This is a genomic window from Flectobacillus roseus, from assembly GCF_030056595.1.
In the GTDB taxonomy this organism is placed as follows: domain Bacteria; phylum Bacteroidota; class Bacteroidia; order Cytophagales; family Spirosomataceae; genus Flectobacillus; species Flectobacillus roseus.
Genome location: NZ_JASHIF010000023.1, coordinates 135,496 through 152,906, shown reverse-complemented (window position 1 = coordinate 152,906; position 17,411 = coordinate 135,496). Strand labels below are relative to the sequence as shown.

At 36.7% G+C, this 17,411-nt stretch carries 9 protein-coding genes; 2 read left to right on the top strand and 7 right to left on the bottom strand.

Annotated features, from left to right (window positions below):
• The first annotated feature begins 179 nt into the window (after nt 1-179).
• Together QM524_RS22045 and QM524_RS22040 are read left to right on the top strand one after the other, a co-directional pair.
• Nucleotides 180-941 (top strand): sugar phosphate isomerase/epimerase family protein, encoded by a 762-nt coding sequence (locus tag QM524_RS22045; RefSeq protein WP_404828279.1) that lies wholly within the window; start codon nt 180-182, stop codon nt 939-941.
• An 81-nt stretch (nt 942-1,022) separates the two neighbouring features.
• Complete coding sequence (locus QM524_RS22040) at nt 1,023-4,394, top strand: DEAD/DEAH box helicase (protein ID WP_283346251.1); 3,372 nt, start codon at nt 1,023-1,025, stop codon at nt 4,392-4,394.
• A 217-nt stretch (nt 4,395-4,611) separates the two neighbouring features.
• Here the strand turns inward: QM524_RS22040 and QM524_RS22035 are convergent, their stop codons facing one another.
• The 7 genes from QM524_RS22035 to QM524_RS22005 all read right to left on the bottom strand — a co-directional run bounded on the left by QM524_RS22035 (nt 4,612) and on the right by QM524_RS22005 (nt 17,338).
• Nucleotides 4,612-5,949, bottom strand: a complete 1,338-nt coding sequence (locus QM524_RS22035) for an alkaline phosphatase family protein (RefSeq protein WP_283346250.1) — start codon at nt 5,947-5,949, stop codon at nt 4,612-4,614.
• Between the two features lie 194 nt (nt 5,950-6,143).
• A complete protein-coding gene (locus QM524_RS22030) occupies nt 6,144-9,368 on the bottom strand; it encodes a TonB-dependent receptor (protein WP_283346249.1) in 3,225 nt (1,074 codons plus the stop codon).
• A gap of 322 nt (nt 9,369-9,690) precedes the next feature.
• A complete protein-coding gene (locus QM524_RS22025; protein WP_283346248.1) occupies nt 9,691-11,856 on the bottom strand; it encodes an FUSC family protein in 2,166 nt (721 codons plus the stop codon).
• Nucleotides 11,857-11,976: 120 nt separating this feature from the next.
• Entirely contained in the window at nt 11,977-12,378 is a 402-nt protein-coding gene (locus QM524_RS22020) for a response regulator (RefSeq protein ID WP_095168241.1), read from the bottom strand.
• Complete coding sequence (locus QM524_RS22015; protein ID WP_283346247.1) at nt 12,378-14,237, bottom strand: sensor histidine kinase; 1,860 nt, start codon at nt 14,235-14,237, stop codon at nt 12,378-12,380. Before QM524_RS22015 ends, QM524_RS22020 begins: the two co-directional genes overlap by 1 nt.
• 329 nt (nt 14,238-14,566) lie before the next feature.
• Nucleotides 14,567-16,273, bottom strand: a complete 1,707-nt coding sequence (locus QM524_RS22010; RefSeq protein WP_283346246.1) for a GAF domain-containing hybrid sensor histidine kinase/response regulator — start codon at nt 16,271-16,273, stop codon at nt 14,567-14,569.
• A 354-nt stretch (nt 16,274-16,627) separates the two neighbouring features.
• Entirely contained in the window at nt 16,628-17,338 is a 711-nt protein-coding gene (locus QM524_RS22005) for a hypothetical protein (protein WP_283346245.1), read from the bottom strand.
• Between the last annotated feature and the right edge of the window lie 73 nt (nt 17,339-17,411).

Sequence of the window (17,411 nt, the reverse complement as noted above, 5' to 3'; positions counted from 1 at the left end):
TTTCGCTTTCGAGCCGTTGGTTCATGGGAAGTGGGATGTTTTGGAGCTTGGTAACTACAAAACTCTTGCTTCCCTTTCTTTTTACCTAATTTGTCCCATTTTTTAGTAGGGTAGAGTAGTTTTTCCTTTTAGGCTTAAACACGTTCGGACAAAAAACCAAAAAACTTTACACATTTCCTATTGGTGCGCAGGCATATACTTTTCGAAATAGCTTTCCTAATGGAATCACTGCAACGCTCGATACAATCAAAGCATTAGGAATTACTGAATTGGAGGGTAATGTTCCGAAGGGTATGGATGCGACCGAATATCTAAAATTGTTAAAAGAAAGGAATATTAAAGTTCCATCGACAGGTGCAGGTTATGAAGAAATTGTTGATAATCCTTTGAGTGTGGTAGAAAATGCCAAAAAACTAGGAGCTAAATATGTGATGGTGGCATGGATACCTCACAAGGCTGATTTTGATATTTTTGAAGCACAACAAGCGGTAGAAGATTTTGATAAAGTCGGAAAAGTTTTGGCTGAAAATGGTATTACTTTCTGTTATCACATTCATGGATATGAGTTTATTCCGTATCAGGATGGAACGCTGTTTGACTTCATAGCTCGACGTACCAATCCTAAGTACGTTTCTTTTGAGCTAGATATGCTTTGGGCGTTTCATGGTGGCGCCAATCCCGAAGGACTTTTGGATAAGTATCCCACTAGATTCAAAATGCTTCATGTAAAAGATTTACGTAAAGGCGTACAAGGAAATCATTCAGGCTCGACGCCTGTGACTAATGACGTAACTTTAGGAACTGGTCAAATCGACGTAGCTGGTATTATCAGAAAGGCTAAAAAACTAGGAATTAAGCACTATTTTATCGAAGACGAAAGCCCAATTCAAAATATTCAAGTGCCACAAAGTATTGCCTATTTGAAAAGCTTGAAAGAATAAGTCAGAGTGTTGAGATAGGTGTTGCTTTGCGATTTTCACAAAAAAACTGTATCTATGTAACTCAATCCAACAGACTTTGTGATGAATTCAGTACACCGTTCGGCTTTTGCGAATGACCCTCGAAATGTTTACACGATTCCCGCTTTCAGTATCCATCTCCTCAACGAAATTTTGATAATTCAACATAGCGAATCTGTCCCTGATACAAGTATCAGGGGCTTTTTTGATTTACCAGTTGGTCATATCGAAATTAATTGGGTTGTATTTGAACATCCAATGGGCTATTTGATACAAGTCAATATGGTGGGAGATTCCTTGCAAACGCATTGTAATTGTGGGAGTTCCAAACTCAAAATGTGTGATCATCAGGCGCAGGCTTTGCACAATATTCAGAAGCACCAAGATTTATTGATTTTCTTTGATGATGCCTTACGTTTTAGAAAGGTACGCGCCAAAGCGTATGATTATGGTTTGGAAGCTGAACCTGATTTGATGAAGTATTTTCGTTTACTTTATCAGGAAAAACAAACACATATTCTACCCAAAAATCCTGCCCTTTTTGCTTTTACCAACGACACAAAAGTGGTATTGCAAGACCAATTGCTGTCGGCAAATCATTGGCAACATTTGTCCAATACACAAGGGCAAGAAAATCTGATTGTAGTTTTTAAACTACATAAATATTTCGACCATTTTCATTTAGAGCTATATCAAGCTGATTTTACCAAGGAGGGAAAACCTAAAAATCCATTGATTTCAAGAGCGCCACTAGATAAAATTTGGCAAATTGAAGACCCTGATGTATTGAAGTTTTATATGGCTGTGGCTCGCTTTCAGCATAATTATGAGCAGACGCCTCCCGAAGAGGATTTAGCTAGTTTGAAAGCACTTGTCAAAAATCCTTTGGCTTTACCGATTTTTTATCATAATCATAAAACTTCTGTCAATATTGCCTCACAGTCGATTGTGCCTGTGCAATTGAGTACGCTTCCCATAGAATTGCAGTTGGAGGTCTTTCAGCAAGATGAGATGTATGAAATAAAGGTGTACCTTCAAGTAAATGGACAGGTTTATCCTCTGCAAGATTTGACTTTAAAATACGGCTATTTTATTCAAATTCATCAAACGATGTATTTGGTAGATAATCTTCATTTTCTCAAAGTAATTGCCTTTTTTAGAAGACATAATTATTACCTCGTCTTACATGAATCAAAATATACGGAGTTTCAAAAAGAGATTCTTGATCCGCTTGAAAGACATGTTCGTGTCAAATACTCTTATCTGAAACCTGCTAGCCCTGAGCAAATTCAAGAGGTAAATCTCAATCAAGCTTTGGTTAAGATGATTTATTTATCTGAATATGAGGATTATATCTTGTTGACGCCAACGATGGTTTATGGCGAAGTAGAAATTCCTGTTTTGTCCAAAAAACAACTTTATGCCATTGACCGAAAAGGCAAGCCTTTTACATTACCACGTAATGAGCCTGAAGAACAACGTTTTTTGGGAATATTAATCAGACAACATCCAGATTTTGAAAAGCAATTACATCAGGAAAGTTTTTATTTACACCGAAAAAGATTTTTAGAAAATGAATGGTTTTTGGATGCTTTTGAGGTTTGGCGTGAACAACAAATCAAAATTCTAGGATTTAATGAATTTAAGAAAAGTAGATTAAGTGCGCATAAGGCTAATGTGAGTGTGGTGGTTAATTCGGGGATGAATTGGTTTGATACGACTATCAAAATTCAGTTTGGGAAACAGAGAGTTTCGTTGAAGCACCTACAAAAAACAATTAAAAACAAAGAAAAATATGTAACCCTCGACGATGGCTCGTTGGGTATTTTACCTGAATCATGGGTTTCAAAATTTGCAGATTACTTCCAAGCTGGGGAAATAGTCGAAGAAACTTTGCGAGTTCCACAATCCCGTTTGGGAAGTCTAGAAGAGCTTTTTGATGCTGAAATGCTGACGCAGGAAGTTAAGGCTTTGAGTCAAGACTTTAGAGATAAGATTGAAAATTTAGATAAAATAGCACCTATTCAAGTAACCTCATCACTTCATGCTCAGTTGCGGAGTTATCAATCTGAGGGTTTGAATTGGCTGGCTTATTTGAATCAGTTGAGTTTAGGAGGTGTATTAGCCGACGATATGGGTTTGGGCAAAACGCTTCAGGTATTAGCCTTATTTTTATGGCAAAAAGAAAAAAGCATCCTCAAAACAAATTTGGTGGTTGTGCCTACCACTTTGATTTTTAACTGGTTGAAAGAAATTGAAAAGTTTGCGCCTAGTTTAAAGGTGCTAGTCATGCACGGACCAAATCGTCCTGAAAATACACTTGGTTTTGAGGAATACGATGTTGTTATTACGACCTATCATACACTTTTGTCTGATGTAAAGTTTTTACGAAAATACCTGTTTAATTATATTGTTTTGGATGAGTCTCAGGCTATTAAGAACCCTGAATCACAACGATATAAGGCTGTTTGTATGCTGCAAAGTCGACATCGTTTAGTGATGACAGGAACGCCCATTGAGAATAATACCTTCGATATTTATGCACAGTTTTCTTTCGCTTGTCCAGGACTTTTGGGAACAAAGCGATTTTTCAAAGAATATTATTCTATGCCAATTGATAAGTTTAAAGACTTGCCAAGAGCGCAAGAATTACAACAAAAAATCAAGCCATTCGTCCTTCGAAGAACCAAGCACCAAGTAGCCAAAGAACTTCCCGAAAAAACAGAAATGGTACTTTACTGTGAAATGAGCACTGAGCAAAGAAGGGTTTATGAAGCTTATGAGCGAGAGTTTTGGGATTATTTGAATACAAAAAAAGAAGGGGATATTCCGAAGGAAAGATTACATATTTTACAAGGTTTGACTAAACTCCGCCAGATATGTAATTCGCCTGCCTTGCTCAGTGATGAAGAGTTTTATGGACATGAATCAGCCAAATTGCAAGTTTTGATTGAAGAGATAGAAAACAAATCTCCGAAGCATAAAATATTGGTTTTTTCACAGTTTGTAGAGATGTTGGAGTTGGTCAAGAAAGAATTGCAAATTCGAGATATCCCTTTTAGTTATCTGACAGGACAGACCACAAATCGCTCAAAGGTGGTGGAGCAATTTCAGAATGATGACCAAATTAGGGTATTTCTGATAAGCTTAAAGGCTGGTGGCTTAGGGCTTAATCTTACCCAAGCCGACTATGTATATTTGATAGATCCTTGGTGGAATCCTGCCGTAGAAAATCAGGCGATTGACCGAGTGTATCGAATAGGACAACAAAAAAATGTGGTTGCTGTTCGCTTGATTTGTCCAGATACCATTGAAGAAAAAATGATGACATTGCAGGCTAATAAACAACATTTGGCGAATGAACTTATTAAAACTGACCAAGATATGTTACAAAGTATGACCAAAGACGATTTGTTGAACTTGCTAAAACATTGATGCGTTCTAATTTAGTGATTTGCGATTGAGTGAATGAGTGATTATTCTAAAATTTTTTTTCTAGTAGAGGCGCAATGCTTTGCGTCTTAAGCCTAGTTATACATGGCATAGTTTTATCAAAAAAGCACTCGAAAACTACTTTCAAGCGCTTTTTTGATAAAAAATTATAGAATCAGTAATCATCTAATGATGAGTAACTTGGGTGTTTTCTTAAAACTTATTTAACTACACTTGGATACAAAACACCGTCAAGATTAGTCATTGATAGTCCCAACAATTTTGCCACAATTGGCGCAATATCTTCGAGTCCCATCGTTGGAATTACCACATCAGATTTTATATCAGCGCCATATGCGATGAATCCTGTTTCTATTTCTTTGAAATTAGGGAAATAGCCATGAGTTCCGCCTTTGGCTGGTTTTAGGAATGGTTCTTCAAAAGAATCCGAGAACGAAAATCCTTGTTTGGCTGTTAGTGCAAGAGCTGCTTCTGGGTCAGCGCCAATTGCTTGGTAATCTTCTGGCTTTACTATCTCAAATAACTTTTTAGTGCTAGCTGGCAAATCTGCCAAGATTTGCTGAACCTGTTTTAGTGTTTGTTGGTCTTTTTTATCTTTCAAATACAAAAATGCCATTCCGCCTTGTGGATGGAAAGTGGCTTTCCAATTTCCTCTATCTTTCTTCTTTTCCATCAAACCAGCTTTTACAAGCCATGTATTTGGAGAAAGTTGTGCATGAATATCCACAAATCCATGATCACCAACAATCAAAAATGTAGTACTATCCTTGATACCTGCACGTTCGGCAGCTTCCATAATTTTACCTACAGCACGGTCAGCACCTGCGATAGCTCTCATGACACTTGGACCATTACGACCTTCTTTATGTTCAAAATGGTCTAGGTTGAAAATATGTACAGTCGTCAAATTAGGTTTGTATTTTTCTAATACATAAGCCGCCATACGAGCAATATTTTCATCCATTGTCAAGTAATCGCTATCCATCGCTTTGGCAGTTAATTTACCCGTTGCTTCACGCTCAATTTCTTCAAACAACCCTTGTGGTTTGGCAAATTTGCGCATTTGAATCAATGGATCTGCTACATTTTTTTCAATTTCAGTTTCTGGAATATTATAATCTACGGTTTGTGTACCCACTGTTACAGGCCAGTGAATAGAGGCTGTTTTAAGCCCTTTTTTATGCGCTGCATCCCAGATTGTTTCTGATTTAATCAGGTTGTTTTCCCAGTTCCAACGACCAGTTTGTCCTGTTGGCTCAAATGGAGTATTGTGAAAAATCTTGTGTTTGTTTGGTAAAACTCCTGTCACAATCGTAGTGTGCGAAGGATAAGTAACAGTCGGGAATACACCTCTTACACCATCCGAAGAAGCACCGTGTTGAGCCATTTCATGAAGGTTTGGCGTAGGCCATTGGGCTTGTCTATAGAAGTCTGGGCGAAAACCGTCGAGACTGATAACAACTACATACTTTGATTTTTGGGCAAATGTTATCGAAACCGTGGTCAACAATAACATTAGAAAAATAGCTTTTTTCATTTTTGAGTATTTAAAGGTAGGATAAAAAAGGCTGTTAGAGTATAAACATGCCCTAACAGCCTTAAGGAGTATTAGTGCTGAATTGTGATTATAAATATCTAATTATCAGGATTTTAATCTTAAAGTCAAATTGACAACTTGGTAAGATATGATGAGTACACAATTCACGATTAATAATTCATAATTCACACCCACTAGAATGCGTATCTTAAACCAAGTTGAATACGCCAAGGCGTTCCACCAGCTGTTGATTGTTTACGACCAGCGCCACTTTCAACGGTGTAAGTATAGTTTTTTGTAGTTTGATCAAAACCAGTCATCGTTACCAAGTTGATATTACCATGGTTATAACTTACACCTTGAGTTTTATCCAAAAGGTTCATGAAGTTGAAGCAGTCAGCAGATACAGAAAGTGTTCTACTAAGAATTTTTATATCTTTTGTTAAACGTAAATCAACTGTGTAGTAAAATGGATTGACACCGCCATTACGCTCTGCTACTTTACCAATGTTTTGTCTGATATAGTTTTTAACACTTTCCGTTACTTCTGGGTTATCCAATAATCCTTGAATACCTTTTCTGATTGGTTCTGGAACGCTTGGATTATTTGGATCAAATACAAAAGCTAAGTCGTTTGTTAATACGAAGTCACCATTCAAACTTTTATTACCACCTACCATGAATGAGTAGCGAGTTCCTCCAACACCATTGAGGATAGCACCTAATTGGAATCCTTTTACGCTTGGTGTAGCAGCTGAAATCACTAATTTATCTGAGAATTGGTCATCAGAATAAGAAACAGTTTTGTCACGCGGGTCGTCTACTACTGGTCTGAAGGTAGATGTGTTCGCCACACAACAGTTGAAAGAGGTATTGTCCTTCGTGTCATTTTTCGTATAACTTACCGACACATAGCCATCATGACCGATTTTCATACTAGCATCCAACACAATTGCGTATTGGTCTAATACACCTGTCGACTCTAATTCTAATACACGACCAAGGTTTTTGTCTTTTCTACCTAGTGTCCAGTCAGTTGAGCCATTGGCAGGAATGGTATTAGCAGGAACGTACACACCACGGTTTGCTTCGTTACTCAATCTGAAATAAGGCTCGTCAACGATGTTTCTGTCATAATACACATAGTTGTTGACAGTTTTTGACCAAAGTAAGTTTACCCCAGCTCTAAATCTTTCGTTGAAAAATCTATTGTACGAAAGGTTCATTTTGTAAATAGAAGGTACTTGGAAATCCTTGCTTACTGCGTTGATTGTAGATACATAACTTGCTCCTGCAGGAATGCCTGGGGTAGTAGCAGGATTGTTGCGATACGAAACAAAATCTGGGAATGGTACACCAGCACCTGAAATGTCAATTGAGCCTACCATTGTTCCACTGTTTTGGATATTGTTCAATTGCAAGTACGAAACTGGTTGTGCTGAGAAAATACCACCACCCAACTTAACAATATCTTTTTGGCGACCTTTTACGTCCCAAGTCAATTGAAAACGAGGCTGAATATTGTTGTAATCCGCTAAAGTATTGTTTGTTTTGATTCCTAAACTTGTTTCTGTCTTAGGATTGGCATCGCCCTGACGGAAGAAAATAGTAGCATCATAACGTAGACCAAGCATTGCACTCAAATTTGGTGTTGGGTTAAAATCAACTTGAGCAAATAGTGCTAAGTCAAGCAATGATTGTTTAACAGCTGGATTTACCAATGGAACTTCTCTCGCATAACGACTTGGCTTTTGGTCAATAAAATCTTGTAAGCTATTGAAGAAAAAGCGACCGTTCATTTCGTTTACAATTGTTGAATTCAAAAACGTCAACATATTGTCAGTACCGAATTTGTAGTTGAAGGCACCCTTGCGCAAATAGGTCGTATTGGCTAATTGGATCGTTTTATCTCTTGTTGTTTCAGTACCAAAACGTTGTCCACCAAACTGTACGGTTCTAGTTTGTGTCGCACTCGGATTACTAGCCGTTGGAATTACAGAACGTACTGTAATAATTGCTCTAGGAATATTGGCACTTGGCAAATCATCATTTACGATATAATCACGCGCAACTGTTTGATATTGCACTTTCAATTCGTTGGTGATGTCTGGACTCAACGATGAACGTAACGAAACTAATGAGCTATTTTCTTGAGACTTAAAGCCAATCCAACTTTCGAGTAAGTTAATATTCGAGTTATCTGTCGACGAGTTTGGACTAAACCAAGTAGTAAGGTTATTACGGAAAGTAAGTTTGTTTTTATCATTAATCTGCCAATCCAAACGAACAAAAAGTGCGTTAGCTTCTGTTTGTCTGGAGAAATCTCCATACTGTTGGGTATTTTTCATGCCGTATTTTGCCCTTGCTACTTCAATCAACTTATCCAAATTTTCCTTAGTTATACCAAAGTTTTGTTCTTGTGTTTGGTCATATACTGGTGCAATCTGGTAAGGAATCGTTTCTGTCTGACGGTCATAAGCTACGAAGTAGTGAAGTTTATCTTTCACAAGCGCTCCACCTAAAGAGAATCCATATTGCTTTTGATCAAAAACTGTAGTACGAGGAGTTCCGTTGATATTGTACTCACTAGCCAAAGGGAAAAGCTTATTTCCTAATAAGGTAGCTTGATTGGCACGTTGGAAGAAAAAGGCAGATCCTTCTGTTTTGTTTGTACCATTTTTGGTAACAGCATTCACCGAACCTCCCCCTTGACGACCCTGTGTAACGTCGTAGTTATTTGTTGAAACCTGATACTCACGAATTGCTTCTTGTGAAATCGTATAAGGTCCATTACCGATTGCGCCATTGCTGTACATGTTACGAGCATTTACCCCATCCATCGTAACGTTGGTAGCCGAGCTGCGCTGACCACTAAAACTACCATTTTTACCTTGGAGTGGAGACAATGCCGTTAGTGCCGTAAAGTTTCGTCCTTCCATGGGCAATTGCTTCATCTGAAGAGAGGTCACAGCGATAGCAGCTCCAGCACGTTCGGTTTCTTTGTTGACAAAATTGGCGCTTACTACAACTTCTTTCAGTTCTGTATTGCTTTGCTTTAATTGAGCATTCACTCTCAATTTATCGCCTTGGTTCAAAACATAATCTGTGAATTTTGTAGTTTGATATCCCACAAATGAAATTGTAACCGAGTAAGGTTTACCAAGTGGCAATTGTTGAAGTTGAAACTCCCCTTGTGCATTGGTAACCGTTCCTGTTTGAAAACCTGTCGATTCGTTGCGAACCTTCACTGAAACACCTGGCATAATTTCGCCACTTTCATCAGTGATTTTTCCTAAAATCGTTGCATCCGTACCTTGTGAAAATGAATTAAATGAGATAAACAATACAGAAAAAATAAGGAAAGTCTGTAAGTGTTTGACAAGGTTTGAGAAATTTTTTGACGTAGTAAACGTGAGCATAAACGTGTATGTGTTTTGTTGAGGCCACAAAAGTATGATTACATTTTATGCTGTCTATCTGCTTTTTCTAATGTGAACAAATTTTCATTTTGAGGTAATCTATGTTTAAAATACCTTGATTTTTAGGGACTTTCTAAGTATGATTTGATATTCTTCCGATAAAATGTTTTTAATGAGTCGTATTAAAATAAAAAATCCCCACCGAAGTGAGGATTCCTATAACAGCGTTAGATATGTTCTGACACCAATCAAATTTCAATAAGTAATAGGTCGTCAAACATATTTACGCTGTACGTTTTACAAAATCTATGCCGTTACTTTTCTACAATTTAATTTTTGTGGTAATCTTCAAAATATCTAAGGCCGCTTTCTGAAGATTGATATATTGTTCAGGGATAAGTAAGACCGTTTCTTCATCATCTCGAACCGTATTTTTGAGTTGTACTAATTGAATTTCTGTCAAATCGACCTCTTCTCCCTGAAGCGTTTTTATGCCTAATGCTAATATTTTTTCGGTGTTATCCCCTACCATTTGTAGATTATGAAAATCTGGGATTTGGTCAAAATGTTCGGTCACATAAAGCCCAAGAGTGGCAGTATAAGAGGCAAAAAGGTGATTCAATACCGAAAATTTATGAACTTCTTTAATACTCGTCTGCTTACTTTTAGGTTCAGAAAACATTCGCTGAAATGCCGATGCCAAGTTGGCAGTTTTGACATATACATCTTTGCGAGCCAATTTGTAAGGCAAATAATGAAACTCATTACCCAGATATAAGCCTCTTACTTGTCTAAAATATTCTAAATTAGCCTCCAACATATCTATTAGTACTTTCTGTAACTTTTCTTTTTCCCAAGTTGGAAATAAAAAATAACTCGCAATAAAGGATATACCCCCACCAATAAAGGTATCCATGACTCTTTCTTCCAATATCGAAATATTTCCCATTCCTAAAAAATTATAAAGAATGAGTATAAATGGTGTCATAAACAAAACACTTACCACATAGTTTTTCCGCTGAAAACTATACGCACCAAGCATACAAAGTAACAAAATGGCGAACAACACATTTTTGTTATGTTGATAGGACAGAATCAACAAACCGAAAATTGCACCAACAATAGTTCCGATTAGACGATGGTAATTACGCTCCTTAGTTAGGCTAAAAGCTGGTTTCATAATTACCATAATCGTGAGCAAAATCCAATTGCTGTGCAAAAACTCAAAAGATTGTGCAATGATAAAGCCAACCAGCATCACTAGCGCCACACGTAAAGAGTGTCTAAAAATTTCGGAATCAAAGGTAAGGTTCTCTCTAAAGATTTTAGGTTCAAATTCTTGGTGAGAAATAAATTGATCTGTAGCTAAATCACTGGTATTAAGCGTCTTTTTCTTCCTATTTTTAAAATTTCCGACAATCTTTTTTAATCTCGCAAAGATATTCTTGATGTTGACTTCAATGTTTTTCAAAGCGCCAATACTCAGTGCCGTAAATCCATGTTCTTCGGCATGTTCTTCCAAATCCAATACAGCAAGATGTAGTTCTTGAAGCTTTCGTGGAATGATTGGCGAAAGATGTGGAGTTGTACCCATCTTGAGGTCATAGCCAATCTTTTCTAATTCATCTGCCAAAAGTGTTAGAATATCCTCATACTTTTTGAGAATACCGACGCTATCAAATTGTTTATGAAGGTGTTGGTAATTATAAAAGGTTGACATGATTTGCTCAAACAAATCAATAATATCCACAAAAACTACGACCAAAAAACGTCCTTCTTGTGTTGATTCTCGAACTATCTCGCGAGTTTTAAAAAGCATTTCTCGTGTCGCATCTTGCTTTTCATTTACACTGATTTGTGTTTCAATAAGCTTTTCATAGTTTTCGTCATAATCGACTCCTTCACGATAAAAGGCCGCTTTAATTTTCATAAACTTTGCTACCTCTACTATCGAGTCGCCTAAAGATTGCTGTGCAATTCTGTAAGGCATAATTCGGTAAAGCGATAAGCTAAGTGCCGTGTACCAGAGTCCTCCAATTAGGATATAAACAGGGTGCAACATGATTTCATGAAGCGGACGAATATCTCCAATACTCAATGTCATGACCAATAGCGCTGCCGTACCAATAGCGGCTGCACGAAGTCCATAGACATAAAACATAGAGAATAAAAAGCTAAATCCTGTAATCATTAATCCCAGAATCGGGATCGAAAGATTGGCAAACCCTACTAATAAGGCTACTAGCGAAACAATGCCTGTAGTGGTAAGCATGGCGTTACGTCGATGTACGATTGGACCGGGTGAATCCACGACACTCGCACACAAGGCACCCAAGGAAATCGTCATGCCGATATTGATTTTATCAAATTCGAGCATGAAAAGACTAGGAAAAAGAACCCCAAAGGTGATACGAAGTCCATCTCCAAAATAGGAGCTTAGGACGAAATGCTTGATTTCGTTGGTAGGTCTTTGTGCACTATTGAGCATATTATTCAAGATTAAGATTGCTTATTCGTACTAAATTCAATGGTAGGTTTTTGGCTTTTTAAATATAGAACTATTTTACAAAGAAAAAGGGTATTTCGCTAAAAATACCCTTTTCTCAATTTAATCTTGGAATAACTTGATTTGTTTCAAATTGTCGAACGTAAGGGGCTTTGTAATAAATCCGCTTACTTCTTCAAACCCTTTGGCTCGCTCTATATCGGCTGGGTTGATCGACGAACTCACGACATATATCGGGATCTCTTTCTCAAATTTATTTTTGATTTTGGAAAACTCTTCCAAAAACTCCCATCCATCCATTACAGGCATATTGATATCCAGTAATATCAAATCTGGAATTACGCCCTCTCCTACGACTAGTTCATTGAAATAGTTGAAACCTGCCAAACCATTTTCGAAAATGCTTAAGCTTTTACAAAAGTTCTTGGAGACCAATAATTTTTTTACCCAAAATCCATAGATGTTGTCGTCATCTATGACACAAATAGTTTCTACAGGCTTCATTAAAATGTAATCTTAAATGTTGTACCAATATTTTCTTGACTTTCGACTTCAATTTTACTACCCATCAAATCCAATTGATTTTTGATTAAAAATAACCCAAAACCTTTGCCACTGGTGTGTTTATGAAAGGTGTGATGCATACCAAAAAGTTTGTATTTATACTTCTCGAGGTCAATACCCATGCCGTTGTCCTCAATTTGTAATATGATTTTATTGTTTTCAATCCAAGAAGAAAGAGTAATCTCTGGGCACATTGCGGGTTTCCGAAACTGAATTGCATTGGAAAGAAGATTAATCAGAATGCTTTCCAAATAGGCTGGTATGTAGTAGACACTCTCGCAGCGTGTAAAGTTGCTTTTGATATGTGCTCCACTGAGAACTAGCTCGCTTTGAATCATACTTTTGACTTTCGTCAATATATCATCAAAGCAAATTCTAACTTTCGGTTGTTGAACTTGTGACTGTGTTACCAATACTTCATTGAGTTGAGCGATTGTTTCGCTGAGCTGCTTAGATATTTGCTTTACGTTATCTAATAAAAGCCTTTGCTCGTACTCGGTGTCGCATTCTTCAATGAAATTACTTACCATTTCTAAGTTGCCAGTATGTGACCTTAGATTATGTGACACAATATGGGCAAAATTTACCAATTTCCTGTTTTGTTCATGAATGATTTTTAAAGAATCTTGTAAAAAAAGTTCTTTTTGTTTCTCTTCATCGATATTCTTGATTACTCCACGAACGCCGATAATAGTACCTTGAATATCGAATAGTGGACTTCCTATAACCCTTACCCAAATTTTATTTTGCGCGTAGGTTAAAAACTCACAGCTGATATCAAAAGATTTTCCTAGTGCGATTGATTCATTAAATGCCTTACTAAAAATATCTCTTGAAGCCTCTGGATAATACAATAATGCTTCTTGCAGACTAGGCGTTTTTAAATTCGAAGGATATTCATAGATAGCTTTTGTGCTCTCTGACCAATATACTTCCTGAGTAATGAGGTCAACTTCCCAAGCACCAATTCGTGCCAACTTGGCTGACTCATTCAACAGAAATTCATTCTTTAACAAAGCACTTCTATGGTTGACAGTTTCAGTTATATCAATGATAGAACCTGCCATTTTGATCGGTTTCCCCTCTGAGTTCCATAGTGCTTGTCCCGAAGTTTGGAACCATTTATATTCTCCAGATCGACAAAGCAATCTAATTTCGGTCTTGTAAGGCTTCCTTTGATAAAGATGCTCTTCGAGAAGTTTTTCGACTTTTCTTCTATCGTCCTGATGTAAAAGCGAGTTGAAAAAAGTATTGAATGATGTATTAAATTCTCCATCCTGATAGCCTAGTAATTCATAAAATTTACTCGACCACCAAAGTGTATCATACTGCAAATCCCAATCCCATATACCAGCCTCGATTCCTTTGATTATAAGTTCAAATTCTGTTTTGTGAACGGGAGGCTGTGGTAATTTTTCAGGGTGTTCTACCAAGTACGAAATATGCGTAAAAGTTCCTTTCACCAATACAGCATAGTTGAGTGCATCTCTTAGCTCAACATACCCGTTAATTTGAAAAAATTGAAAATTCCCCTCAGCGTTATAAAGTCTTATTTTTTGCTCAAAATAGTTTTCATTTTTTGTTAACTCCTTTACTATATTGAAATCTAACCATTTAGTGTCTATCGAAAATAAACGGCTCTTCAATGTATCCAAATTATTAATTGTTTGGGAAGGCAGTGATAAAATCGCATTCACATTATCTGAAATAGAAAATGTATTGCTCGTCAAATCCCATGCCCAAAAGTTAGGGATATCATAATATCCTTCCCGATTCCAAGGCTCTCGGATCGCTCTCATAACACAGTGTGGTTTTACTCAAATCAAAAATTCAATTGTGGTCCTTTTAGGAAATTTATCAGTAGTGGAAAGGATTTACTATATGATTAACATAGAGTAAAAAGAAGTATATTTTTTATTGATAAGTCTCTGAAACAGGGACTTTAATAGAGTTACGGGTAGACGATTTGTCTTAAAGTTGGCATACAATAGTAAAGCAAAAATTCTACCTACTATATCGCAGAACGGTGCTTAATGGGAGAAAATAAGATTTATTCTGTAGAAGTTAACGAAATTCGTAATTGACAATACGAATTTCGTTAAATATATGAATTTTAGCAAAGATACAACTATGTATTGATTATATGGTCATTTTGGTATCTAAGATGTTTGGCCAGCAACAAATATAACTCATCTGCTGTATGCGGTTTCAATAGATAATCGTTCATTCCTATTGCAAAAGCTTCTTTGATGGTTTCGGCATTATTATCGGCCGAACTTGCTATAATGGTCAAGTTAGGATCTATTTTGCGAATTTCTTTGGTCAGTTCAAATCCGTTTAGCTCTGGCATTTGCAAATCGATAATCGCTAAATCGTACGATTTCTCTGCTCCAACGAGTTTTAGAGCCTCATATGGAGAGGCACATGTATCCACTTTAATTCCCTTCTTAAGTAAATTTCTAGCAATAATTTTAAGGTTGATTTCATTATCATCTACCGCTAGAATATTATACCCATTAAAATCAAAATCTGTTAATTCCTTGGTAGTATAAGTTTGATTTTGAGCAATATTGAAACCAACTGTAAAATAGAAATTTGAACCTTGATTGAGTTTGCTTTCAACATGTATTTCGCTATTAAACAGTAACAATATCTTTTTGATAATAGCAAGTCCAAGACCAGTACCACCAAACTGGCGTGTAGTGATAATAGACGCTTGAGCAAATTCATCAAATATCTTAGGTAAAGATTCTTCCGAAATACCAATGCCATTATCTATTACCTCAAACTTGACATCTACATGGTTATGAGTTTTGTTTTCGACCTTTGCTCTTATTGTAATTTGGCCATTTTTGGTAAACTTCACAGCATTGGATACCAAATTATTAATTACTTGGACCAAGCGAGTTGGGTCACCTTCCAAAAATGCTGGGATATTGGCATCTAAATCTAGTTGTATTGTATTCCCTTTTTCTTTCGAACGATGCCAATTTATTTCTACAATATTGTTGAGCAAATCAACCAAGTTGAATGGTATTTGCTCAATTTGTACTTTTTGCGCTTCCAGCTTACTGTAATCAAGAATATCGTTAATGATAGATAAAAGTGTTTCTCCAGTAAACTTCAATACTTTTAATGGAGCTTCCTGCTCTTTGCGAGGTTGCTCTTCTAAAAGCAAATGTATATTACCAAGAATCGAATGCAAAGGAGTTCTAATTTCATGACTCATCATCGATAAGAACACCGATTTTGCCTTGAGTGCGTCCTCCAGACGTAGTTTTGCTTGCTCTAATTCTTGGTTTTTTATTTCTAAATCTTCCTTAATCTTCTCTAATTGAATTGTTTTTTTTCGAAGCTCAAATTGATTCGTCACTTGATTTGCCAAAGCTTTCAAGGCCTCAATTTGATCATCAGCTAACGAACGAGGCTTGTTATCTATTACACAAAGGGTACCTAGTGCGTATCCCTTAGAAGTTACTAGTGGAATACCCGCATAAAATTGTACCCCAGGCTCGCTAGTGACGAATGGGTTGTCATAGAACCGATCATCTTCTAAGGTATTTTCAATAATAAAAGGCTCATAGGGGTTCAAAATCGTATGTCCACAAAAGGATGTATCTCTGGGTGTCTCGGCTATGTCGATTCCTTTAGCAGACTTAAACCACTGTCTATCCTTATCAATTAAACTGATAAGGCTTATCGGAGTTTGACAAATCTCTTGCGCAATTTGGGTAATAGAGTCATAATCTCTTTCTGGTAAAGTATCGAGAATATAATAACTCTTTAGTGCCTCTAGTCGCTCAGATTCGTTACTTGGTAAGAGTGGTATTTTCATAAGTAGTTTGTTACGTAAAAATTGAGGTAATGTACCCAACAATATCTTTGTAAGTGAACAAAGACCCCTTTTGCCCAACCCACTCGGAATAGGTTATGGCTGTCTGGTATTCAGAAATTTACAGTGTTTCGCTACTGGCGATAGACGAAACTTACTACTTAGGGCTTGCAGATTTATAGTTTTATAGAAGTGCCATCACAAGGTCAACTTGAGCACAATACAAATTAATTTGTTATAGGATACATACTTGATACGTGTAGAGTCTATCAAAGACACATATACAGAATGGTAAAAATACATATTTTATTTAAACTAATAAAACTATAGTTAGTTGATGAATATATTTTATGAATATCATAAAATATATTGAGCATTACCTCTCACATTGACATGAACAGTCATCAACCCAGAAGATTTCTCTGCAATAGATGTCCCTTTAATATGATGAGGCAGAAATACTGCTCCATCTTCTATATCTTTTTTGTAAATGTTGGTAGTAGCTTCCGTTAGATTGCTATATTTAACACGAATGCTCTTAATTTGTCCTACTTCATTCACGGTGATTTTAAATATAATTTTACCAACCTCGCCCGATTTATCAGTCAATACAGGTTTTTGAGCCAAATAAAAGCGGTCTAGGCCGTTTTCAAGTCCTTCCCCCTTTGAGGCACCATAATCTGGCATAAAAGCTTTAGGTTCGGGACTATAGCCTTTTTGGTCAGTAGTAGAGCTTGGTAATTTTGCTCTAGGAGCTTTATAAGGACTTGGTTTAGCATAGGATGTTTCTGCTCCTGATGCATTACGATTCTCCCTGTTTGGTGCTGCAGGACCCGATGCTTCTTTTATTTTTTTGTTATGTTCAATGATGTTTTTGAAGGGAGCTTCTTCTAATTCATTCGTAGCAAATGAAATTTTAGGTGTTTCATGGGTTACTGTTTTCGAAGTTCTATTCCAAACAGACACTTTTAACGAGAGGTAGAATAGAATAGCACCAACCCCAAGCGTCCACCAGAAGGCCGCTTGTTTGTTTTCTTGTTCTTCTATTTCTTCTTGATACGTTTTCATGGGTTAAGGTATTTGCTTCTACTGCAAATTTATAGAATCCCATCAAGAATATAAAAGATAAGGGGTTGAATAA